This is a genomic window from Ramlibacter sp. bp-362 (assembly GCF_054956735.1).
This window is the reverse complement of the sequence record NZ_JBUDXE010000004.1, coordinates 97143-119266: the sequence shown is the minus strand read 5'-3', so window position 1 is coordinate 119266 and position 22124 is coordinate 97143. Positions and strand designations below refer to the sequence as shown.

25 protein-coding genes are annotated in these 22124 nt (G+C 70.8%); 10 read left to right on the top strand and 15 right to left on the bottom strand.

The window, feature by feature from the left end:
• Window positions 1-84: 84 nt before the first annotated feature.
• The 6 genes from ACY0MJ_RS06765 to ACY0MJ_RS06740 form a co-directional block, all read right to left on the bottom strand.
• A complete protein-coding gene (locus ACY0MJ_RS06765; RefSeq protein ID WP_462637580.1) occupies window positions 85-1110 on the bottom strand; it encodes an aldo/keto reductase in 1026 nt (341 codons plus the stop codon).
• 43 nt (window positions 1111-1153) lie between these two features.
• Window positions 1154-1342: a DUF3606 domain-containing protein gene (locus ACY0MJ_RS06760; protein ID WP_462637579.1), complete on the bottom strand. Its 189-nt coding sequence runs from the start codon at window positions 1340-1342 to the stop codon at window positions 1154-1156.
• A 66-nt stretch (window positions 1343-1408) separates the two neighbouring features.
• Window positions 1409-1840, bottom strand: a complete 432-nt coding sequence (locus ACY0MJ_RS06755; protein WP_462637578.1) for a signal peptide prediction — start codon at window positions 1838-1840, stop codon at window positions 1409-1411.
• Between the two features lie 58 nt (window positions 1841-1898).
• Window positions 1899-3083, bottom strand: coding sequence for an MFS transporter (locus tag ACY0MJ_RS06750; protein WP_462637577.1), 1185 nt, complete (start codon window positions 3081-3083; stop codon window positions 1899-1901).
• Entirely contained in the window at window positions 3084-4184 is a 1101-nt protein-coding gene (aroC, locus tag ACY0MJ_RS06745) for a chorismate synthase (RefSeq protein ID WP_462637576.1), read from the bottom strand.
• Window positions 4185-4348: 164 nt separating this feature from the next.
• Window positions 4349-4813: a CBS domain-containing protein gene (locus tag ACY0MJ_RS06740; protein WP_462637575.1), complete on the bottom strand. Its 465-nt coding sequence runs from the start codon at window positions 4811-4813 to the stop codon at window positions 4349-4351.
• 90 nt (window positions 4814-4903) lie between these two features.
• Here ACY0MJ_RS06740 and ACY0MJ_RS06735 point away from each other — a divergent pair, with 90 nt between their 5' ends.
• From ACY0MJ_RS06735 to ACY0MJ_RS06725, 3 genes are read left to right on the top strand one after another with little or no spacing between them, the layout of a single operon-like run.
• Window positions 4904-6199, top strand: coding sequence for an O-acetylhomoserine aminocarboxypropyltransferase (locus ACY0MJ_RS06735; RefSeq protein WP_462637574.1), 1296 nt, complete (start codon window positions 4904-4906; stop codon window positions 6197-6199).
• Between the two features lie 10 nt (window positions 6200-6209).
• Window positions 6210-7016 (top strand): alpha/beta fold hydrolase, encoded by an 807-nt coding sequence (locus tag ACY0MJ_RS06730; RefSeq protein ID WP_462637573.1) that lies wholly within the window; start codon window positions 6210-6212, stop codon window positions 7014-7016.
• Window positions 7016-8293: a cytochrome P450 gene (locus ACY0MJ_RS06725; RefSeq protein ID WP_462637572.1), complete on the top strand. Its 1278-nt coding sequence runs from the start codon at window positions 7016-7018 to the stop codon at window positions 8291-8293. Before ACY0MJ_RS06730 ends, ACY0MJ_RS06725 begins: the two co-directional genes overlap by 1 nt.
• A gap of 97 nt (window positions 8294-8390) precedes the next feature.
• Here the strand turns inward: ACY0MJ_RS06725 and ACY0MJ_RS06720 are convergent, their stop codons facing one another.
• Window positions 8391-9593: a YihY family inner membrane protein gene (locus tag ACY0MJ_RS06720; protein WP_462637571.1), complete on the bottom strand. Its 1203-nt coding sequence runs from the start codon at window positions 9591-9593 to the stop codon at window positions 8391-8393.
• Window positions 9594-9616: 23 nt separating this feature from the next.
• On the opposite strand from ACY0MJ_RS06720, the gene ACY0MJ_RS06715 reads away from it, so the two are divergent.
• From ACY0MJ_RS06715 to xth, 5 genes are read left to right on the top strand one after another with little or no spacing between them, the layout of a single operon-like run.
• Window positions 9617-9997 (top strand): DUF2069 domain-containing protein, encoded by a 381-nt coding sequence (locus tag ACY0MJ_RS06715; protein ID WP_462637570.1) that lies wholly within the window; start codon window positions 9617-9619, stop codon window positions 9995-9997.
• Complete coding sequence (locus ACY0MJ_RS06710; protein ID WP_462637569.1) at window positions 9994-11406, top strand: FAD-binding oxidoreductase; 1413 nt, start codon at window positions 9994-9996, stop codon at window positions 11404-11406. Before ACY0MJ_RS06715 ends, ACY0MJ_RS06710 begins: the two co-directional genes overlap by 4 nt.
• 53 nt (window positions 11407-11459) lie before the next feature.
• The gene (locus ACY0MJ_RS06705; RefSeq protein WP_462637568.1) at window positions 11460-12269 is read left to right on the top strand and encodes a thymidylate synthase; all 810 of its coding nucleotides are present in this window, start codon (window positions 11460-11462) and stop codon (window positions 12267-12269) included.
• Window positions 12266-12763, top strand: coding sequence for a dihydrofolate reductase (locus ACY0MJ_RS06700; RefSeq protein ID WP_462637567.1), 498 nt, complete (start codon window positions 12266-12268; stop codon window positions 12761-12763). The genes ACY0MJ_RS06705 and ACY0MJ_RS06700 overlap by 4 nt, the downstream gene beginning before the upstream one ends.
• Window positions 12760-13536: an exodeoxyribonuclease III gene (gene xth / locus ACY0MJ_RS06695; RefSeq protein ID WP_462637566.1), complete on the top strand. Its 777-nt coding sequence runs from the start codon at window positions 12760-12762 to the stop codon at window positions 13534-13536. Before ACY0MJ_RS06700 ends, xth begins: the two co-directional genes overlap by 4 nt.
• Before the next feature lie 106 nt (window positions 13537-13642).
• On the opposite strand, the gene ACY0MJ_RS06690 is transcribed toward xth, so the two are convergent.
• From ACY0MJ_RS06690 to ACY0MJ_RS06680, 3 genes are all read right to left on the bottom strand, one after another.
• Window positions 13643-14203 (bottom strand): hypothetical protein, encoded by a 561-nt coding sequence (locus ACY0MJ_RS06690; RefSeq protein ID WP_462637803.1) that lies wholly within the window; start codon window positions 14201-14203, stop codon window positions 13643-13645.
• A 56-nt stretch (window positions 14204-14259) separates the two neighbouring features.
• A complete protein-coding gene (locus ACY0MJ_RS06685; RefSeq protein ID WP_462637565.1) occupies window positions 14260-14520 on the bottom strand; it encodes a DUF2249 domain-containing protein in 261 nt (86 codons plus the stop codon).
• Window positions 14521-14611: 91 nt separating this feature from the next.
• Window positions 14612-15103 carry an RrF2 family transcriptional regulator gene (locus ACY0MJ_RS06680; RefSeq protein ID WP_462637564.1) on the bottom strand — a complete coding sequence of 164 codons (492 nt, stop codon included), beginning with the start codon at window positions 15101-15103 and terminating at the stop codon, window positions 14612-14614.
• Window positions 15104-15217: 114 nt separating this feature from the next.
• Here ACY0MJ_RS06680 and ACY0MJ_RS06675 point away from each other — a divergent pair, with 114 nt between their 5' ends.
• Together ACY0MJ_RS06675 and ACY0MJ_RS06670 are read left to right on the top strand one after the other, a co-directional pair.
• The gene (locus tag ACY0MJ_RS06675) at window positions 15218-16435 is read left to right on the top strand and encodes an NnrS family protein (RefSeq protein ID WP_462637563.1); all 1218 of its coding nucleotides are present in this window, start codon (window positions 15218-15220) and stop codon (window positions 16433-16435) included.
• A 3-nt stretch (window positions 16436-16438) separates the two neighbouring features.
• Window positions 16439-17386 (top strand): cytochrome P450, encoded by a 948-nt coding sequence (locus ACY0MJ_RS06670; protein WP_462637562.1) that lies wholly within the window; start codon window positions 16439-16441, stop codon window positions 17384-17386.
• A gap of 3 nt (window positions 17387-17389) precedes the next feature.
• Here ACY0MJ_RS06670 and serA read toward each other — a convergent pair whose 3' ends face one another.
• Genes serA through ACY0MJ_RS06645 form a run of 5 tightly spaced genes read right to left on the bottom strand, consistent with a single transcriptional unit; the run spans window position 17390 to window position 22124 of the window.
• On the bottom strand, window positions 17390-18607 hold the full coding sequence (serA, locus tag ACY0MJ_RS06665) for a phosphoglycerate dehydrogenase (RefSeq protein ID WP_462637561.1): 1218 nt from the start codon (window positions 18605-18607) through the stop codon (window positions 17390-17392).
• A gap of 29 nt (window positions 18608-18636) precedes the next feature.
• Window positions 18637-19179, bottom strand: coding sequence for a putative Fe-S cluster assembly protein SufT (gene sufT, locus ACY0MJ_RS06660; protein WP_462637560.1), 543 nt, complete (start codon window positions 19177-19179; stop codon window positions 18637-18639).
• Complete coding sequence (gene sufU, locus ACY0MJ_RS06655; RefSeq protein WP_462637559.1) at window positions 19176-19622, bottom strand: Fe-S cluster assembly sulfur transfer protein SufU; 447 nt, start codon at window positions 19620-19622, stop codon at window positions 19176-19178. Before sufU ends, sufT begins: the two co-directional genes overlap by 4 nt.
• Window positions 19619-20860, bottom strand: a complete 1242-nt coding sequence (locus ACY0MJ_RS06650) for an aminotransferase class V-fold PLP-dependent enzyme (protein WP_462637558.1) — start codon at window positions 20858-20860, stop codon at window positions 19619-19621. Before ACY0MJ_RS06650 ends, sufU begins: the two co-directional genes overlap by 4 nt.
• The gene (locus ACY0MJ_RS06645; protein WP_462637557.1) at window positions 20853-22124 is read right to left on the bottom strand and encodes a SufD family Fe-S cluster assembly protein; all 1272 of its coding nucleotides are present in this window, start codon (window positions 22122-22124) and stop codon (window positions 20853-20855) included. Before ACY0MJ_RS06645 ends, ACY0MJ_RS06650 begins: the two co-directional genes overlap by 8 nt.

The window sequence follows — 22124 nt, the reverse complement described above, 5'->3', positions numbered from 1 at the left end:
GGCCTCCTGTGGCAAGCCTCCATCGTGCGGCGCAGGAGCGTCCGCGTCCCGCGGAGAACGGCGGACGCGCCCGTGGGAAGCGGCCTACAGGTGGCCGAGCACCGGGTGCGGCTCGTACGCCGCCTCGAGCTTGCGCACTTCCTCGTCGCCGAGCGTCGTCTCCACGGCGGCCACGGCCTGCTCGAGCTGGTACGGCTTGCTCGCGCCGATGATGGGCGCGGTGACGCCCTTGCGCAGCAGCCAGGCATAGGCGAGCGTCGCGTTGCTCACGCCGCGCTCGCGCGCCAGCGCGCCCAGCGCCTCCACCACCTTGAAGTCGCTGTCGCGGTAGTAATACTTCTGCGCGATGTCGTCGGTCTTCGCGCGCGAGGTTTCGCCGCCTTCCTTGTCGCCGCGCTTGCGGTTGCCGGCGAGGAAGCCGCGCGCCAGCGGGCTCCAGGGAATCAGGCCCACGCCCTGGTCGCGGCACAGCGGGATCATCTCGCGCTCCTCCTCGCGGTAGGCCAGGTTGTAGTGGTTCTGCATGCTCGCGAAGGGCGTCCAGCCGTGCTCCTTCGCCACCTGCTGCATCTTCGCGAACTGCCACGCGTACATGCTGCTCGCGCCGATGTAGCGGGCCTTGCCGGCCTTCACCACGTCGTGCAGCGCCTCCATCGTCTCCTCGATCGGCGTGTCGTGGTCGAAGCGGTGGATCTGGTACAGGTCGATGTAGTCGGTGCCCAGGCGCTGGAGGCTCTCGTCCACGGCATGGAAGATGCGCTTGCGCGACAGGCCGCTCTGGTTCGGCCGCTGCGGCGGCTTCACGCCGAGCGCGGCGCCGCCCTTGAAGCCGAGGTCGACAGGGTAGAAGAGCTTGGTGGCGATCACCACCTCCTCGCGCCGGCAGAACTCGCGCAGGAAGCGGCCGGTGAGGACCTCGCTCTCGCCGCCGGAGTACATGTCGGCGGTGTCGAAGAAATTGATGCCCAGCTCGACGGCCTGGCGCACCAGCGGACGCGAGGCTTCCTCATCCAGCACCCAGTCGCGCCACTGCGGCGTGCCGTAGGTCATCATGCCCAGGCAGATGCGGGAAACCTTCAGGCCCGTGCGGCCCAGTCGCGTGGTCTGCATTGCTCCTCCTCCCGGCGCCGGAGAGCCGGCGCGCCATGCGTTGTCAGTGCGTCTTGTCCGCCTTGTTGCGCAGGTAGCGCTCCACTTCCTGCACCTGGTGCCCTGCGTGGTGGACGGCGTCGCGCAGCTCGTCCATGCTCACGTCGAACACGCGGCACCAGAACTGCACGTCCGTCTGCCGGGTCAGGTCGATCAGGCGGGGGGTGTCGGCAGGGTCTGTCGTGTTGTCCATCGCGAATCCTCCATGCCAGACACGCCATCATGACGCGATTCGCGCCGGCGTGCAGCGGGAGAAACCTCAGGCCCGCGCGCTGTCGCGCGCGATGCGCCGGCGCGCGTCCGCCGCGTAGGCCTGCCGCTCGAAATGGTTCTCGCGATAGGGATTGCGGCCGCGCAGCAGCTGCACAAGGCTCGACAGGAAATAGGCCGGCAGGAACAGCGGACCCCAGCGCTCGTACTGCCGCACGTGCACGTGTTCGTGCAGCCGCAGCTGCGCCAGCGCGGAGCGGTCCACGGCCAGGATCACGTGGCCCAGCGTCATCGCGGAAAAGCCGAGCACCGGCGGCAGGTGCGCGATCGCCGCGCCGATGCGGCCGCCGCAGATCTCCACGACGCCGCGGTGGCGCCGCGCCCTGGCGCCGAACAGCATGGCCACGCCGCCCAGGGCGAGCCCGAGGGCCGTGTACGGGGCCGCCCACGCGTAGCGGCAAAGGCGTGCAGCCTGGAGCATGGCCGCATTGTGCTGCGGCGGCGGGATTCCTGCTGGCCCGGGGCGCCCTGTCCCGGCGTCAGACGGGAACCGGGCCGCCTTCCAGCCGGCGCACGCGGCGGGCGCAGTACAGCGCCACCAGGCCCAGCACGGCCGAGACGGCGTACATCGCGCGGAAACCCCACAGGTCCGCAATGACGCCACCAGCCAGCACGCCGGCCACGCCGCCGAAGCCGTAGCCCGTGACGGTGAAGAGCGCCTGCCCGCGGCCGCGCATGCGCCCGGGGAAATGCTTGCTGACCATGGCGATGCAGGCCGTGTGGTGCGTGGCGAAGCTCAGCGCATGCAGCACCTGCGCGACGAACAGTGCCACGAGCCACTGGCCCATCCCCGCCGTCATGGCCATGCGCACGACGGTCGCGACGGCGCAGATCACCAGCCATTTCTCCATGGGGAAGCGGCCCATCAGCCGGCCCTGCGCATAGAACCAGGCGACCTCCACCAGCACGGAGACCGCCCAGAGCGCCCCGATGGTCGCCTTGCTGTAGCCCAGGGCGTCCAGGTACAGCGACAGGAAGGCGTAGATGGAGAAGTGCGCCATCACGTGGAACAGCAGCGAGGCGAAGAACCAGCGCACCACCGGCCGCCGCAAGGCCTCGGCGATGGGCTCGCCCGCGGCGTGCGCGTGCTGGGGCGCCTCCTTCATGTCGGGCAGCCACCAGGTGCACAGCAGCACGGCGGCCAGCGTGAGCGCGGCCCAGGCCGGGAAGCTGCCCATGCCGAAGCGTTCGAACCATGCGCCGGCGGCGAACACCGTCACCATGAAGCCGATCGAGCCCCACACGCGCACGCGCCCGTAGCGGCCCCAGTCGCCGGCGACCAGGTGGGCCATCGCCGCTTCGGTGAGCGACATCATCGAACTGGTGTGCGTGAACAGCACCAGCAGCACGACGGCGATCCAGCCGGCCCCACCGGGCCACCAGAGCCCCGCCGACGCGACCAGCGCCACGGCGGCGCTGATGCGCAGCAGCCGCACGCGCTCGCCGGTGTGGTCGGACAGCGCGCCCCAGGCATAGGGCGCGAACACGCGCGTGAGCGACTGCACCGAGGCCAGCAGGCTGATCGCCGTGAGCGGCAGGCCCAGCGACTTCAGCCACAGCGGCAGGTAGGGGTTGAAGAAGCCGATGTGGGCGAAATAGGTGGCCGACAGCGCGGCGAAGGGCACCAGGGGACGGCGCGCGACCCCCGCGAGGATGGCGCTCATTCAGAGGAAGGAGGAGGAGGCGATCGGGGCGAGCGGCGCGGCGACGTCGCCGCACTGCGCTCGGTGCTCCAGCGCGAGGTCCATCACGACCAGCGCCAGCATCGCCTCGGCGATGGGCGTCGCGCGGATGCCCACGCAGGGGTCGTGCCGGCCCTTGGTGACGACCTGCGTGGGCTCGCCGTTCACGTCGATGGTGTCGCGCGGCGTCAGGATGGAGCTGGTGGGCTTCACCACGAAGGAGACTTCGAGGTCCTGCCCGGTGCTGATGCCACCCAGCACGCCGCCCGCGTTGTTGCTGGCGAAGCCTTGCGGCGTGAGCGAGTCGCCATGGACGGAGCCGCGCTGCGTCACGCTGGCGAAGCCGGCGCCGATCTCCACGCCCTTGACGGCGTTGATGCCCATCATGGCGTAGGCGACCTGGGCATCCAGCTTGTCGAACAGGGGCTGGCCCAGGCCGACCGGCATGCCGGTGGCGGTGACGCGGATGCGGGCGCCGCAGGAGTCGCCGGACTTGCGCAGGCGGTCCATGTAGGCCTCCAGCGCCGAGACGTCGGCGACCGGGGCGAAGAACGGGTTGTTCGGGACGTGGTCCCAGCTCTCGAACGGGATCTCGATCTCGCCGACCTGCTGCATGCAGCCGCGGAAGACGGTGCCGTGCTTCAGTTGAAGCCACTTCCTGGCGATGGCGCCGGCGGCCACCATGGGCGCCGTCAGCCGCGCGGAGGAACGGCCGCCGCCGCGCGGGTCGCGCAGGCCGTACTTCTGCAGGTAGGTGTAGTCGGCGTGGCCGGGGCGGAACTTCTGGGCGACCTCGGAGTAGTCCTTGCTGCGCTGGTCGGTATTGCGGATCAGGAGGCAGATGGGCGTGCCGGTGGTCCTGCCCTCGTAGACGCCGGAGAGGATCTCCACCTTGTCCTCTTCCTGCCGCTGGGTGACGTAGCGGCTGGTGCCGGGACGGCGGCGGTCGAGATCGGGCTGGATGTCGGCCTCCGACAGCTCCATCCCGGGCGGACAGCCATCCACCACGCAACCGACGGCCGGCCCGTGCGATTCGCCGAAATTGGTGACCGCGAATAGCCTGCCGAAGGTGTTGCCGCTCATAGGAGCACGATTATCGCTTGCGGAGCGAGTGCCCAGGAATGCGGACAGCCGGACGCAAAGGTCGCAAAAGAAGAACAGCCAAAGTCGCAAAAAGCTTCAAGGTTTTCTTTTGCGACCTTTGCGCACCCTTTGCGACTTTTGCGTCCGGCTGTCCGCTCCCGAATTCAAAGCTGCGCGCTCGGCTGCGAGTCTTCCGAGGAGGGCCAGTCGCGGATGTAGGCCTTGAGCATCCGGTTTTCGAAGTTCTGGCTGTCCACCACCGCCTTGGCGACGTCGTAGAAGCTGATCACGCCCATCAGCACCCGGGCGTCCATCACCGGCATGTAGCGCGCGTGGCGCTCCAGCATCATGCGGCGCACTTCGTCGAGCTCGGTTTCCATCGTGCAGGTCAGCGGGTGGTCGTCCATCGCGGTGCGCACGACCGTGCTGCCCACCTGGTGCTGGTTGGCCACGATGCACTGGATCACCTCGCGGAAGGTGAGCATGCCCACCAGGTCGCCGTGGTCCATGACCACCAGCGAGCCGATGTCCTTCTGCGCCATGGTCTCCATCGCGCGGGCCAGGGGCTCCTCGGGCGACACCGTGTAGAGGGTGTTGCCCTTGACGCGCAGGATGTCGCTGACCTTCATGGCTTGCTCCTTGCCCGGGCCGCCCACGGCCGGGTCGGAATGAATATAGCCCACAATCCGGGGCAGTTCCATAGAGGAGGCGTCCGCCCCATGCCTGGCTATTCCGACCCCGGTTTCGACACGCTGGCCCTGCACGCCGGCGCCGCGCCCGACCCCACCACGGGCGCCCGCGCCCTGCCGATCTACCTCAGCACCTCCTTCGTGTTCGAGTCCAGCGACCACGCGGTGGAGCTGTTCAACCTGGAGCGCTCCGGCCACGTCTATTCGCGGCTCAGCAACCCCACCAATGCCGTGCTCGAACAGCGGGTGGCGGCGCTGGAAGGCGGCGTCGGCGCCATCGCCACGGCCAGCGGCCAGGCGGCGCTGCACCTGGTGATCGCCACGCTGATGGGCGCCGGCTCCCACATCGTGGCCAGCACGGCGCTGTACGGCGGCTCGCAGAACCTGCTGCACTTCACGCTGCGCCGCTTCGGCATCGACACCACCTTCGTGAAGCCGGGCGACATAGCCGGCTGGCGCGCCGCGATCCGGCCCAACACCAAGCTGTTGTTCGGCGAGACGGTCGGCAACCCGGGGCTGGAAGTGCTGGACATCCCCACCGTCTCCGCCATCGCGCACGAGGCCGGCCTGCCGCTGCTGGTGGATTCGACTTTCACCACGCCTTACCTGATGAAGCCCTTCGAGCTGGGGGCGGACCTGGTCTACCACTCGGCGACCAAGTTCCTGTCGGGCCACGGCACGGTGATCGGCGGCGTGGTGGTCGACGGCGGCAGCTTCGACTGGGAGCGCTCGGGCCGCTTCGCCGAACTGACGGCGCCCTACGACGGCTTCCACCAGATGGTGTTCAGCGAGGAGTCCACCGTGGGCGCCTTCCTGCTGCGCGCCCGGCGCGAGGGGCTGCGCGACTTCGGCGCCAGCATGAGCCCGCACACGGCCTGGCTGATCCTGCAGGGCATCGAGACGCTGCCGCTGCGCATGGACCGGCACATGGCCAACACGCGCAAGGTCGTGGAGTTCCTGGCCTCGCATCCCTTCGTGGCGCGGGTCGGCCACCCGATGCTGGAATCGCATCCCAGCCACGCGCTGGCGCAGAAGCTGCTGCCGCGCGGCGCCGGCTCCGTCTTCAGCTTCGACCTGAAGGGCAGCCGCGAGCAGGGCAAGAAGTTCATCGAGAGCCTGAAGCTCTTCAGCCACCTCGCGAACGTGGGCGACTGCCGCTCGCTGGTGATCCACCCGGCCAGCACCACGCACTTCCGCATGAGCGACGAGGCGCTGGCCGCCGGTGGCATCGGCCCCGGCACCATCCGCCTGTCGATCGGGCTGGAGGATCCGGCCGACCTGGTGGACGACCTCAAGCGCGCCCTCAAGGCGGCGGAAAAGGCCTGAGGAGCAGCGCATGGAACTCACCGTCAACGGCGCCAGGACCTTCTGCTACACGGGCGGCAAGCCCTTCGATGCCAGCAAGCCCACCGTCGTCTTCCTGCACGGCGTGCTCAACGACCACAGCGTCTGGATCCTGCAGACGCGCTGGTTCGCGCACCACGGCTACAGCGTGCTGGCGCCCGACCTGCCGGGACATGTGCGCAGCGAGGGCGAGCCGCCGGCGAGCGTCGAGGAAGCGGCCGCCTTCGTGCTGGCGCTGCTCGATGCAGCGAACGTGGAGAGCGCGGTGCTGGTGGGCCACAGCTTCGGCGCGCTCGTGGCGCTGGAAGCCGCGGCGCGCGCGCCGCAGCGCGTGACCAAACTGGCGCTGGTGGGCGTCGCCTTCCCGATGAAGGTGAGCCCGGCGCTGCTGGAAGCCTCGCAGCACGAGCCGATGAAGGCGATCGGCATGGTCAACGTCTTCTCGCATTCGCTGCTGGCGCCGCCGCCCTCGGCGCTCGGGCCCGGCACCTGGCTCTATGGCGGCTCGCGCGCGCTGATGCGGCGCGTGCTGGCCAGCAACCCGCGCGTGAACGTGTTCCACCGCGGCTTCGTCGCCTGCGACAGCTACGCGGGCGGCGAGGCCGCGATGGCGAAGGTGGCCTGCCCCGTGCTGTTCCTCCTTGGAAAGAACGACGCGATGACGCCTCCGCGCGCCGCGGCTTCGCTGCAGCAGAAGGCGCGCGACGGCCGCACGGTGGTGGTCGACGGCGGCCACCAGATGATGACCGAGGCGCCGGACGCGACGCTGTTCGCGCTGCGCGACTTCGTGCGGGGGTGATGGCGATGCAGGTCACGCCGGCGATGACGCCAGAGCGGGCGCGGGAGATCGCCGCGTCCCTGGACCTGCGCGCCCTGCCCGCCGACTTCTACAGCAATCCCTTCCCGGTGTACGCCGCGCTGCGCGAGGCGCAGCCGGTGCGCGCCATGCCCGACGGCTCCTGGTTCCTCACGCGCTACGCGGACCTCGTGGCCGTGTACCGCGACGCGCAGGGCTTCAGCTCCGACAAGAAGGTGGAGTTCACCCCGAAGTACGGGGCGGGCTCGCCGCTGCTCGCGCACCACACGACGAGCCTGGTGTTCAACGACCCGCCGCTGCACACGCGCGTGCGCAAGCTGATCATGGGCGCGCTCACGAGGCGCGCCATCGCGGAGATGGAGCCCGGCCTGGTGCAGCTGGTGGACCGGCTGCTCGATGCGATCGAAGCGAAGGGCGGCGGCGACCTGGTGGAGGACTTCGCCTCGGCCATCCCGGTGGAGATCATCGGCAACCTGCTGGGCGTGCCGCACGCGGACCGCGGGCCGCTGCGCGGCTGGTCGCTCGCGATCCTGGGCGCGCTGGAGCCGAAGCTCACGCGCGAGCAGGAGGACTTGGGCAACTGCAGCGTCCGCGAATTCACCGACTACCTGCGCCTGCTGGTGGCGGACCGCCGCCAGCACCCCGGCGATCCGGAGCACGACGTGCTGACGCGCCTGATCCAGGGCGAGGAAGCGGGCGAGACGCTCAGCGAAGAGGAGCTGCTGCAGAACTGCGTGTTCATCCTCAATGCGGGGCACGAGACCACCACCAACCTGATCGGCAATGCGCTGGTGGCGCTGGAGGAGTGGCCGCAGGAGAAGGAACGGCTGCTGCGCGCGATCGGCACGCGGCCGGACTGGAACGCGCTGGAGCCGGTGATGACGCTGGCCGTGGACGAATTCCTGCGCTTCGAATCCTCCAACCAGCTGGGGAACCGGCGCGCGCTGCGCGCCTGCGAAGTGGGCGGCGTGGCGCTGCCCGAAGGCGCGCTGGTGACGCTGTGCATCGGCGCGGCGAACCGCGATCCGGCGCAGTTCGAGCGGCCGGACGTGCTGGACCTGGCGCGCGAGAACAACCGGCACCTGGCCTTCGGCTTCGGGATCCACCAGTGCGCGGGCTTGAGCCTCGCGCGGCTGGAAGGGCGCGTGGCGATCGGGCGCTTCCTGGCGCACTTCCCGGGCTACCGCCTCACGGCGCCGCCGACGCGCGGCGGGCGGGCGCGGTTCCGGGGCTTCCTGCGCGCGCCGTTTTCCATCTGACCTTCTCCCTCTCCCCCTTGGGGGAGAGGGTCGGGGTGAGGGGGTGGCGCGGCACGGCCCTCACCCCTGCCCTCTCCCGCGAGCGGGAGAGGGAGTCTCAGAGCACATCCTGCAGGTACAGCGCCGACAACCGCCCCGTCTGCCACAGCTTCGCCGTCGCCTCGCTCGCCGGCAGCAGCAAATGCCGCATCAGCGGCTCCAGGGCGGTCGACTGCGTGTCGGCCAGCAGCACGAAGCGGGTGGCTTCCTGGTCGTCGAGTTCGTTGAGGCGGCCGATCCAGTCCAGTTGCACCAGCGTCTGCAGCACCGGTTCCAGCTGCAGGCTGTCGACTTCCATCAGGCCCGCGAGCTCCGTCGCCGTGAGGCCGCGGCGCGCACCGGTGCGCGCCCGGTGCAGGTGCTGCAGCACCTCCAGCGCCAGCTGGAACTGCCAGCCGTGCCCCCCGCCGCGCCGCCGCGCGCCCGCGAGCAGCGCGGGCAGATAGGCGGCGATCACCGCGCCGAGCAGCACCACCACCCAGGCGATGTAGATCCAGACCAGCAGGATGGGCACCGCCGCGAACGCGCCGTACACCATCGAATAGGTCGGCACCTTGCCGATGTACCAGGCGAGCACGCGCTTGGCGAGCTCGATGCCGACGGCGGCGAACAGGCCGCCGGCGATCGCGTGCGTGCGCTTCACCGGCGTGTTGGGAACGAACCGGTACAGCGCCGCGAGCCCGCCCGCGAGCAGCAGGAACTCCACGACGTCCAGAAGGAAGGCCAGTTGCCCGGGCAGCGAACGCACCAGGCCGCGGCTGGCGGAGATCACGTAGGAGGTGCTGCCCAGGCTCGCCGCGAGCACGAGCGGGCCGAGCGTGATCGCCGCCCAGTAGATCAGGACGCGCTCGCCCAGCGGCCGCGGGCGGCGCACGCGCCAGATGCCGTTGAGCGTGCGGTCGATGGTCAGCACCAGCGCGATCGCGCTCACCACCAGGGCCGCGAGGCCGACGCCGCCCAGGCGGCTCGCCTTGCCGGCGAACTGCGTGAGGTAGCCGAGCACCTGGCGCGCGATCGCGTCGGGCACCAGGCTCTGCACCAGCCAGGCCTGCAGGTTGGCCTGCAGCTTGCCGAAAATGGGAAAGGCGGTGAACAGCGCCAGCGCCACCGTGAAGAAGGGCACCAGCGCGATGGTCGTGGTGAAGGTGAGGCTGCTGGCGGACAGGCCCAGGCGGTCCTCGCGAAAGCGTTCGCGCAGCGTCAGCGCTGTGGACAGCCAGGGGAAGTGCGCGAGGTCGGCGAGCAGCTGGCGCAGGTTCATCGCTCGCTATGATGCCATCCACCATGCCCATCGCCGATGCCGCCGCCGTCCCGCCTGCCGTGGAAACAACACGCTGGGTCGCCGTCGCGAGCCTGGCGGGCCTGATCGCGCTGGCGCTCGCCTGGGAGCTGTGGCTGGCGCCCGTGCGCCCGGGCGGATCGTGGCTGGCGCTGAAGGCCCTGCCCCTGTGCATCCCGCTGCCCGGGCTGCTGAAACGCCGCATGTACACCTACCGCTGGACCAGCCTGCTGGTCTGGCCGTATTTCGCCGAAGGCGTCGTGCGCGCCACCAGCGGCGGCGCCGCGGACCGGCCGCTCGCCGCGCTGGAAGTCCTGCTGACCCTCGTCCTCTTCGCCGCCTGCGCGCTGCACGTGCGCGTGCGCCTGCGGCACGCGAAACCATGAACGCATTGATCGAACGACTCCGCGGCGCCGTCGGCGCCGCCAACGTGCTCACCGACGGCGACCTGAGCGCCTGGGAGATGGACTGGCGCAAGCGCTCGCGCGGCAAGGCGCTGGCCGTGGTGCGCCCCGGCTCCACCGACGAAGTGGCGGCCGTCGTGCGCGCCTGCGCCGAGGCCGGCGCGCCCATCGTCCCGCAGGGCGGCAACACCGGCCTCGTGGTGGGCGGCGTGCCCGACGACTCCGGGCGCGAAGTCGTCCTGAGCCTCGCGCGCATGAACAAGGTCCGCGCCATCGACCCGGGCAACATGACGGTGACGGTGGACGCCGGCTGCGTGCTGCAGAACCTGCAGCAGGCGGTGGAGGACGCCGGCCTGCTGTTCCCCCTGAGCCTCGCGGCCGAGGGCAGCTGCACCATCGGCGGCAACCTGGCGACCAACGCCGGCGGCACGCAGGTCGTGCGCTACGGCAACACGCGCGAGCTGTGCCTGGGCCTGGAGGTGGTGACGGCGCAGGGCGAGGTCTGGAACGGCCTCACCGGCCTGCGCAAGGACAACACGGGCTACGACCTGCGCGACCTGTTCATCGGCAGCGAAGGCACGCTGGGCGTGATCACCGGCGCCACGATGAAGGTCTATCCGCAGCCCGCGGCGAGCCTGACGGCCTGGGCGGCCGTGCCGTCCATGGATGCGGCCGTGAGGCTGCTGGGGCTGGCGCACAAGCACCTGGGCGCGGGGCTCACCGGCTTCGAGGTGATGGGGCAGTTCGCGCTCAGCCTCGTGGCGAAGCACTATCCGCAGCTGCGGGTGCCGCTGTACGACCAGCATCCCTGGTGCGTGCTGCTGGAGAACTCGGACACCGAATCGGAGGCGCATGCCCGCGGGCAGTTCGAGCGCCTGCTGGAAGCGGCGCTGGAGGACGGCTGCGTGGCCGACGCCGTGGTGGCCGAGAACATCGCCCAGGCGAAGCAGCTTTGGCACATGCGCGAGGCGATCCCCCTGGCGCAGGCCGAGGAAGGCCTGAACATCAAGCACGACATCTCGGTGCCCGTGTCGCGCATCCCGGCCTTCTGCGCCGAGACCGATGCCCTGCTGAAGCGCGAGATCGCCGGCGTGCGCCTGGTCAACTTCGGCCACCTGGGCGACGGCAACCTGCACTACAACGTGCAGGCGCCCGAGGGCGGCGACATGAAGGCCTTCCTGCGCGACCAGGAGGAGCGGGTGAACGACATCGTCTACCGGCAGGTGAGGAAATACGAGGGTTCGATCTCGGCCGAGCACGGCATCGGCGCGCTGAAGGCGGGCAAGCTGCCGGACTACAAGTCGCCGGTGGCGCTGAAGATGATGCACGCGCTGAAGAAGGCGCTGGATCCGCAGGGCCTGTTCAATCCGGGGCGGGTGGTGGCACGCTAGCGCCCCTCACCCCAGCCCTCTCCCCGGTGGGGAGAGGGAGCCATAATTGCCCCATGGCCCGCCCCGTCCGCTCCCAGTACGAAGACTTCATGCGCCATGTGTACACGCATGGCACGCCCAAGACCGACCGCACGGGCACCGGCACGCGCAGCGTGTTCGGCTACCAGATGCGCTTCGACCTCGCCGAAGGCTTCCCGCTGGTGACGACCAAGAAGGTCCACCTGAAGTCCATCATCCACGAACTCCTCTGGTTCCTGGCGGGCTCCAGCGACAACAACTGGCTGAAGGAACGCGGCGTCACGATCTGGGACGAGTGGGCGCGCGAGGACGGCGACCTGGGCCCCGTGTACGGCGTGCAGTGGCGCAGCTGGCCGACGCCGGACGGCGGCCACGTCGACCAGATCGCCGAAGCCGTGAAGACGATCAAGACCAACCCGGACTCGCGCCGCATCATCGTGAGCGCCTGGAACGTGGCCGACATCCCGAAGATGGCGCTGGCGCCCTGCCACGCGTTCTTCCAGTTCTACGTGGCGGACGGCAAACTCTCCTGCCAGCTGTACCAGCGCAGCGCGGACATCTTCCTGGGCGTGCCCTTCAACATCGCGAGCTACGCCCTGCTCACGCACATGATCGCGCAGCAGTGCGACCTGGCCGTGGGCGACTTCATCTGGACCGGCGGCGACTGCCACATCTACAGCAACCACCACGAGCAGGTGGAACTGCAGCTCTCTCGCACGCCCTACCCCTACCCCACGCTGAACATCAAGCGCAAGCCCGCTTCCATCTTCGACTACCAGTACGAGGACTTCGAGGTGCTGGACTACCAGTGCCACGGTCCGATCAAGGCGCCGGTGGCGGTATGAAGCTGGGCCTGATCTGGGCCCAGGCGCGCAACGGCGTGATCGGGCGGGACGGCGTGCTGCCCTGGCACCTGCCGGAAGACCTGGCGCACTTCAAGCGCACCACCCTGGGCGCGCCGGTGCTCATGGGCCGCAAGACCTGGGACTCGCTGCCACCGCGCTTCCGCCCCTTGCCCGGCCGGCAGAACATCGTGATCACCCGCGATCCGCAGTGGCAGGCGCCGGGGGCCGATCGCGCCGGCACGCTGGACGAGGCCCTGGCGCTGTGCGACCAGGCGGAGATGGCCTGGGTGACCGGCGGCGCGGAGATCTTCCGGCTGGCGCTGCCGCGCGCGCACCTCGCCGTCGTCACCGAGATCGACGCCGACTTCGCCGGCGACACGCACGCGCCCGCCCTGGGCCCGGCCTGGCAGGAGACGGCGCGCGAGCGGCACGTCGGCGCCGCCGGCATTCCCTTCAGCTTCGTCACGTACCGGAACACGCAAGCCCCCGCATGAAGATCACCACCTGGAACGTCAATTCCCTCGCCGCCCGCCTGCAGCACGTCCTGGACTGGACGGCCGCCAACCCGGTGGACGTGCTGTGCATCCAGGAACTGAAGCTCACGGACGACAAGTTCCCGCTCGACGTGCTGCGCGGCGCCGGCTACGAGCACTGCGCCGTGTTCGGGCAGAAGACGTACAACGGCGTCGCCGTCATGAGCCGCTTCCCCGTGCGGGACATCGTGAAGAACATCGTCGGCTTCGACGACGACAACTCGCGGCTGCTGTCGGTGACGCTGGACACGCCGCAGGGCGAGCTGCGCCTGGTCAACGGCTACTTCGTCAACGGACAGGCGCCGGGCACCGAGAAGTTCGACTACAAGATGTCGTGGCTGCGCGGCCTGCGCGACTACCTGCGCGAGGAGCTGGCGCACCATCCGCGGCTGGCGCTGGTGGGCGACTTCAACATCGCGCCGGAGGACCGCGACTCCTTCGACCCCGAAGGCCTGCGCGAGACCATCCACCACACGACGGAGGAACGCGACCACTTCCGCAAGCTGCTCGAGCTCGGCCTGGTGGACAGCTTCCGCCTGTTCGAGCAGCCGGAGAAGAGCTTCAGCTGGTGGGACTACCGGATGCTCGGCTACCAGAAGAACCGCGGCCTGCGCATCGACCACATCCTGGTGAGCGAGCCGCTGAAGGCCCTCGTGAAGGCCTGCAGCATCGACCGCGCGCCACGCAAGTGGAAGCAGCCGAGCGATCACGCGCCGGTGACCGTGGAATTCTGATCTCTGCTACTCCCTCTCCCGCTTGGGGAGAGGGTGGGGGTGAGGGTCGTGGTGCGCCTGCCCCTCACCCCAACCCTCTCCCCAGAGGGGAGAGGGAGAAAGAGAGTCAATGCACCTGGATCACCGTCGGATCGTCCGCGAACTCCAGCAGCAGCTTGCGCACCCTCTCCTGCCAGAGCGTCCGGAACAGCGCCTGCTGTTCCTCCGTCGCCCGCCCCATGATGCACAGGGGCAGCAGCTCGCCCATCCTCGCGTCCCCGGGCACGCGCGAGAGCTGGGCCGAGACCGTGACGCTGCGGCCGTCGTCGACGCGCGTGAAGCGCAGCTGCCCGTCGATCTCCGCGCCGTACGCGAGCAGCTGCCGCCGGTCGAAGCGGCCGCCCAGGCCCTTGAAACCGGTGTCCACCGTCGCGCCGGTCAGCAGCGCGGCGACGTTGGCGATCAGGCCCGTGACGCCCTCGGTGTGCGGGTCGCGCAGCTCCACGCGCACGCCCCCGCGCTCCGGCAGTTCGTCGCCGTACAGCGCCGCCAGCGCGGCGCGGGTCATCAGGTATGCCGAGGCGACGGTCGGGCACGAGTGGCCCGCCAGCCGCACGGCGTCGGCATAGCCGTAGTCCAGCACGCCGTCCTGCGCGGCGCCGAGGAAGGCCGCCAGCGGGTCGCGCATGCGGATGCGCGGCGCCTGCGCGAAGAAGGCGGGAAGAACCTCCGCGGGTGCAGGGCTCACGACTTCACCACGAAGTCGATCGCGATCGCGCCGGGCTCGCGCTGGCGATAGACGATGTCGACGCCCTCGCCGTAGCGCGCCTTCAGCTGCTGCAGAAGCGGCAGCGGGTCGTGGTCGTTGACGAAGCGCATGGTCTCGCCCGGTTCCAACGAATCCAGCGCGCCGAAGATCGCGGCGTGGCGGAAGCGCTTGGCGACGCCGCGGGCGTCGAAGGGGTAGATCGCGTCGGGGGAGAGGTGCACGTGCGGTTGCGACATCGGGAGGCTCCTAAAGATGCATTGTTTGTGCATCTATTATGGCGGCGCGCTCGTGCCTTGCGAATGCGGGCCATGGCGCCCGCAGGGGAATTCAGGTGCGCGCGGGGACGCGCCGCGCCGGCGCGCGCGCGTCCGGCTTGATGCGGATCACGACGCCCTCGCCCTTGCGGGCGCCCTTGGCCGGCGGCGCGACGAGGTCGGCGAGCGTGGCCGAGTCGAGTTCGCGGAAGTAGGCGGACAGCGCCGAGTCCAGCAGCCGCTTCATGCGGCACGTGGGCGACATGATGCAGGTGTTGGTGGCCTCGTCGAAGCACTCGACGAGACGGAAGTCGGTCTCGGCCGCCCGGACGATGTCGCCGACGCGGATGTCCTGCGGCTTCTTCACCAGGCGGATGCCGCCGCCGCGGCCGCGCGTGGTCTCCAGCACGCCCTGGCGGCCCAGGTCGTTGACGATCTTCATCAGGTGGTTCTTGGACACGGCGTGGCTGTCCGCGATTTCGGCGATCGTGACCAGCCGCTCCGGGTTGGCGGCGCAGTACATCAGCACCCGCAAGGTGTAGTCGGTGTATTCAGCGAGTCGCATGACGGTGGATTCCGTGGATATTGACCGAATGGTATTGCGTCGCCGGGCGGCGGCGAATAAGATGCATCCATTGTGCATCTTTCAGCGGGGGCCCGCCAGCCCCTTTCCAGCACCGTGAATCCTTCCACCATTCCCATCGCCCCCCTGCGCGCCGGCCCCGCCGCGCCCGCGCCATCCGGCCTGCCCCTGCTGCGCCTGGGCTTCCGCCCCTTCTACCTCGGCGCCGCGGCGCTCGCCGCCCTGGCGGTGCCCCTGTGGATTGCCTCCTGGCTCGGACTCGCGGCCTGGCAGCCGCCCGTCGCGCCCATGCTGTGGCACGCGCACGAGATGCTGTTCGGCTTCGCGGCCGCGGTGATCATGGGTTTCCTGCTCACGGCGGGGAAGGCCTGGACCGGCCTGCCGACGCCGCGCGGGGCAGCCCTCGGCGCGCTGACGCTGCTGTGGCTCGCCGCCCGCGTCGCCGGCCTCACGGGCCCCTGGATCGCCTACGCGGTGCTGGACGCCGCCCTGCTGCCCATCGTGGCGCTGGCCTTCGCGACCGTGCTGGTGCGGGCGAAGAACTGGCGCAACCTGCCGCTGGCCGGCATCCTGCTGCTGCTGGGCATCACGAACCTTTGCTTCCACCTGGCCGTGGCCGGCGTGTCGCCCCACGGGCCGGTGTCGCCGCTGACGCCGCTGCACGCGGCGCTCGGGCTGATCATCGTGATCGAATGCGTGATCGCCGGCCGCGTCGTGCCCAACTTCACGGCCAACGCGACGCCGGGGCTGCGCATCGTGGCGCATCCGCGGCTCGGCTGGTCCGCGGTGATCGCGACCGTCGTGGCGTTGGCGCTCTGGGTGTTCGCGCCGCCGACCGTGATCGGCGGGATCGCCTGCCTCGTGGCCGCCGGCCTGCAACTGGCGCGCCAATGGCACTGGCGTCCCGGCGTGACGCGCGGGCGGCCGATCCTCTGGATCCTGCACGTCTCCTATGCCTGGATCGCCGTCGGCTTGGCGCTGCTGGGCCTGGAGCAGTTCGGGTGGATCGCCGGCTCGCTGGGCCTGCACGCCTTGGCTGTCGGTGCGACGGGAGGCCTCATCGTCGGCATGATGACCCGCACGGCACGCGGCCACACCGGCCGGCCGCTGCTGGTGCAGCGCCCCGAAGTGGCGGCCTATGGGCTGGTGCTCGCCGCCGCCGTGCTGCGCGTGCTGGTGCCGCTGGCCGCGCCGCAATGGACGGCGTGGGCCGTGCCCGCGGCGGCGCTGGCCTGGAGCGCGGCTTTCGCGATCTACCTGTGGATCTACACGCCGTGGCTGCTGCGCACGCGCATGGACGGGAAGGACGGCTGAGACATGGGCGCCGGCATGGATGCGCCCGAGCACACGCCCTGGCGCGCCCTGATCGAACCCTATTTCGCACCGGCGCGGCTGGCCGCCTTCGAGCCCGTGGCGCGGTCGGTCGCGCGCGAGCGCGTCGCCGCCCTGCCCGCCGGCGAAGTGGAATGGATGGACGCCTTCGCCGAGGAATGCGGCGTGCGCCTGCTGTGCGGCTTCATGGGCTGGGGCCCGGAGCTGCACGAGCCGCTGCGCGCCTGGGCGCGGCGCAACCAGGCCGCCACGCTGGCAGGCGACCGCGCGGTGATGGCGCAGATCGCCTTCGAGTTCGACGGGCACATCCGCTCGCAGCTGGACCTGCGCCGGCAGGAAGGCGGCCACGGCGACGACGTCACCAGCCGGTTACTGCGCGAGACCATCGAAGGCCGGGCGCTGCGCGACGAGGAGATCGTCAGCATCGTGCGCAACTGGACGGTCGGCGAGCTGTCGACGCTGGCCGCGAGCCTGGGCATCCTGGCCCAGTTCCTCGCGACCCACGCCTCCGTGCAGGCGCAACTGCGGGCCGACCCGGGCCTGCTGCCCGCAGCCATCGACGAGATCCTGCGCATCCACCCGCCCCTCATCTCCAATCGGCGCGTCGTGCGCGAGCCGGCCACCGTGGCAGGGCGCAGCTTCGCGCCGGGCGAGCGCGTCACGCTGATGTGGGCTTCGGCGAACCGCGACGAAGCGGTGTTCGGCGACCCCGATGCCTTTCGCCTGGACCGCGACCCCTCGCTCAACCTCCTGTATGGCGCGGGCGTGCACGTGTGCCCCGGCGCGACGCTCTCGCGCATGCAGCTGCGCGTCGTGATGGAGGAACTGCTGGCCACCACGCGCGACATCGCCCTCGTGCCGGGGCAGGAGGGCGTGAAGGCGCGTTACCCCGCCAGCGGCTGGTCCCTGCTGCCGCTGCGCGTGGAGAAGTGAGGCTCAGGCCCCGGAGCCGAGCGCGAGGAAGCTCGCGAGCGTCGCCGGGATCTGCCGCACGGCGCCGAGCGTGCCGCTTTCGGGCACCCGGCTGAGGTCCACGACGGCGACGCCGAGGCCGCGGTCGGTCTCCAGGTGCAGCTGGGCGACGTTGAGGCCCGCGCCCGCCAGCACCGCATTGAGCTGCGACATCACGCCGGGCTGGTCCCGGTGCAGGTGCACCAGCCGCGCCGCGCCGCGCAGCGGGCCGGCGCCCAGTTCGGGCAGGTTCACGCTGCCGTGCACCGCGCCGAGCTGCAGGTAGTCGCGCAGCTTCTCCGAGACCTCGACGCCCAGGTTGCGCTGCGCCTCCACCGTGGAGCCGCCCACGTGGGGCGTGAGGATCACGTTGTCCAGCGAGCGCAGCGGCGACTCGAAGGCCTGCTTGGCGGAAGCGGGCTCCACCGGGAAGACGTCGATCGCGGCGCCGCGCAGGCGCCCGCTCGCGAGCTCCTTGCAGAGCGCATCGATGTCCACAGCCTGGCCGCGCGCGAGGTTCAGCAGCACGGCGTCGTCCTTCATCTGCGCCAGGCGTTCGGCGTCGATCAGGTGGCGCGTCTGCGGCGTCTGCGGCACGTGCAGCGTCACCACGTCGGCCTCCTCCAGCAGCGCCTGCAGGCTGGGCATGGCGACGGCGTTGCCCAGGGGCAGCTTGGCCTCGATGTCGTGGAACACCACGCGCATGCCGATCGCCTCGGCCAGCAGCCCGGTCTGCGTGCCGATCTTGCCGTAGCCCACGATGCCCAGCGTCTTGCCGCGGATCTCGTTGGAGCGCTTCGCGTCCTTCATCCACTCGCCGCGGCGGGCGGCGGCCTGGCGCTCGGGGATGCGGCGCAGCAGGTGGATCGAGTGGCCGATCACCAGCTCGGCGACGGAGCGCGTGTTGGAGAAGGGGCCGTTGAAGACGGCCACGCCGCGCTCGGCGGCGGTCTTCAGGTCGATGTTGTTGGTGCCCGTGCAGTAGGCGCCGACGGCGCGCAGGCGGGGCGCGGCCGCCAGGGCCGCGGCGTCGAGCTGGGTGCGGGAGCGCAGGCCCAGGATGTCGACGTCGGCCAGCAGGTCCTTCAGTTCGGCGGCGTCCGGCGCGTGGCGCAGGCGCCGGATGGCGGCGCCGGGAATGGGGGTGAGCACGGGATCGGCGCTGGCGTGCACGTCTTCCAGCAGCAGGATGTTCAGGGGCATTCAGTCAGACAGAGTCGAAAAAAAATGGATCACATGCCCAGCGCGAGCTGCGCTGCTTCGGACATGCGGGAGCGGTCCCAGGGCGGGTCGAACACCATGTCGACGTTGACCTCGCCCACTTCGTCGAGGGCCAGCACCTTGTCGGCCACTTCCTGGGCCAGCGACTCGCCCATGCCGCAGCCGGGCGCGGTGAGCGTCATCTCGATGGACACGCGCGTGCGGCCGTCCGGCAGTTCCGACATCTCGCACGAATAGACGAGGCCCAGCTCCACGATGTCCACCGGGATCTCCGGGTCGTAGCAGGTGGCGAGCGTGCGCCAGATGCGCGTCTTCAGGTCCAGCGGCGCGCCGTCGTCGTCGAGGACGGCCGACTTGGGCTCGGGCTTGCCGATCGCGTCGGCGTCGCTGCCCTTCAGCCGGACCAGCTGGCCTTCGACGTGCAGGGTGAAGTTGGTGCCCAGGGCCTGCGTGACCTGGCCCATGGTGCCGGGCTCCAGCTCGAAGGGCATGCCGTCGGGGATGCGCTCCACCGTCACGCGGCGGCGGATGATGATGGGTTCGCGCCGCCTCATGGCGCGGGCTCCTTCACCGGCTCCTGCAGCGCGTGCATCAGCGCGTGCCATCCGAGCAGCGCGCACTTGATGCGGCTGGGATAGCGGCGCACGCCGGCCAGGCTCACCAGCTTGCCGAGCGAGGCTTCCTCCGGTTCGGCCTGGCCGGTGAGCACGGCGCGGAAGTGCTGCTGCAGGTCGCGCACCGCGGCCTCGTCCTTGCCGAGCACCGCCTCGGTCATCATCGAGGCCGAGGCCATGCAGATCGCGCAGCCCTGGCCGTGGAAGCGGATGTCGCGCACGACGCCGTCGTCCAGCTTCAGCTGCACTTCCACGTCGTCGCCGCACTGCGGGTTGCGGCCGCGCGCCTCGTGCGTCGGCGCCTCCAGCGTGCCGAAGTGGCGCGGCGCGCGCTTGTGCTCCACCACGACTTCCTGGTACAGGTCGTCCACCAGCGCGCTCATTGCAGGATCTCCAGGGCTTGCGCGACGCCGTCGACCAGCCGCTCGACCTCGTCGTGCGTGTTGTAGAGCGCGAAGGACGCGCGCGTCGTCGGGCCCACGCCCAGGCAGGCGAGCAGCGGCTGCGCGCAATGGTGGCCGGTGCGCACGGCGATGCCCTGCGTGTCCAGCAGCGTGCCGAGGTCGTGCGGATGCACGCCGCGGACGATGAAGGAGGCGATCGCGGAGCGGTCGGCGTGCGGCGCGAGCACCGTCACGTCCGGCAGCGCGGACAGGCCGGCCACGGCATGCGAGCGCAGCGCGCGCACGTGCGCGTCGATCGTTTCCAGGCCGAAACCTTCGATGAAGTCCGCGGCCGCCGCCATGCCGACGGCGCCGGCCACGTTCGGCGTGCCGCCTTCCAGGCGCGCGGGCAGCTCGGCGAAGCTGGCTTCGGTCTCGCTGACCCACTCCACCATGTCGCCGCCCAGCCGCAGCGGCGCGAGCTGTTCCAGCGCGCTGCGGCGGCCGACGAGGGCGCCGGTGCCCATGGGCCCGTACATCTTGTGGCCCGAGAAGGCCATGAAGTCGCAGGCGAGCTCGCGCAGGACGGGAACCTCGTGCGCGACGGCCTGGGCGGCGTCGAGGACGGTCAGCGCGCCGGCTTCGGCCGCGAGCGCCAGCAAAGTCTCGTAGGGCGGTCGATCGCCGGTGGCGTTGGCGCAGGCGGTCAGCGCGAACACGCGGGTGCGCGGGCCCAGCAGATGCGCCAGGTCGTCGGGGTGCAGGCGGCCCTGCGCGTCGGGGCGCAGCACCAGCAGGTCGGCGCCGCTGCGGCGCGCGGCGAGTTGCCAGGGCACCAGGTTGGCGTGGTGCTCCAGCGCGGTGACGACGATCTCGTCGCCGGGCTGCAGCACGGCACCGCCGTGGGCGGCGTCGGAGAGGCCCTGTGCCACCATGTTGAGCGATTCGGTGGTGCCGGAGGTGAAAACCAGCTCGTGCTGCAAGCCGGCGCCGACGAAGCGCTTGAGCGTCTCGCGCGCCGCCTCGAAGGCATCGGTGGAGCGCTGGCTGAGCGTGTGCACGCCGCGGTGGATGTTGGCGCGGCTGCGCTCCTCGAAGGCCTGCATGGCATCGATCACGGGGCGCGGCATGTGCGTCGTCGCCGCGTTGTCGAGGTAGGCGAGCGGATGGCCGTTGACGCGCTGCGCGAGCCCGGGGAACTGGCTGGCCAGGCTGGCGGGCTTGAGCATGTCACCCATGGCGGGGCTCCTCCTCTACTTCGTCATTCCCGCGGAGGCGGGAACCCAGGGCTTCCCAAACACGCGCTTCGCGCGTGCTCTGGGTCCCCGCCTGCGCGGGGATGACGAAGCCGGATACGGCAGTGGCGAGCTGGCGCTCGAAGCCTTCCCCCAGGTCGCCGACGGCGCGCGTCAGCGCCGCCCGCGCCAGTCCTTCCAGGATCAGCGCCTTCGCCGCCTCTTCGTCCAGCCCGCGCTGGCGGGCGTGGAACAGCGCCTCCTGCGGCAGCGCGCCCCACGTCGCGCCGTGCTCGGCCTGCACGTTGTCGTGCAGGATCTCCAGGTGCGGGCGCAGCACGATGCGGGGCTGGCCGCCGGTGGGGATGCCGGCCAGGCGCTGGCGCACGTCGGCTTCGTCGGAACCGGCGGCGATGCGGGTGTGGGCGTTGGCGACCACGCGGGCCGCGCCGCTGGCGAGCGCCAGCACTTCGTTGCTGCTGGCGGTGCGGGCCGCCGTGTGGCGCGAGCGCACCTGCTGCTCCAGCGCGTTGCCCGCGGCCAGCAGCACACCGCCGCTGCGCACGCTGGCGCCCTCGCCTTGCAGATCGAAGACGTTGCGCTGCAGGTGGTAGCCGCTGCCGCTGGCAAGCAGTGCCTGGAGGTAGCGCGCGTCGCGCTGCAGTTGCCCGTGCACGTGGTGCGCGACGCGATCCTCCGCCCCCGGTGCGGCCACGCGCAGGTGCTGCAGCTGCGCGCCCTCGGCGAGCTTCACGTGCACCTGCAGGTTCTGCGCGACGGCGGGGCCGTCGGTGCGTTCATGGGTTTCGAGCAGCACGCACTGCGCGCCCGGGAGCAGTTCGATCACCAGCAGCGGCGCTTCGGCCGCACTGCTTGGGCGGTGCGCCAGATGCAGGCGGGCGGGCGCGGCGCCGGGCGCGATGCGCAGGCGCAGGCCTTGCCGCACCAGCGCACGATGCGCCCAGGCAAAGGGGGCGGCTTCGTCGTCGCCGGGTGCGGGCAGGCCGGCGAACAGCTCGGCGCGCTGCGCGACGTCGGTGGTGTCGAACCAGCGCACTTCCACGTCGGCCGGGGCGGCGTCGGCCACCGGGAGCAGCGACCAACCGTCTGCGAGCGCGGCGGCCTCGTCGAAGGGCGCGGCCTCGGCCAGCCACTGCGCCGCAGGCGGCGGCGGAATGTGCCGGAAGGATTCGGCCTTGCGCGCGATCCAGCCCTGGGCGTCCAGGTGCCTGCGGGCCGCGAGCGCGTCGGCGTGGGGAGCGTCCAT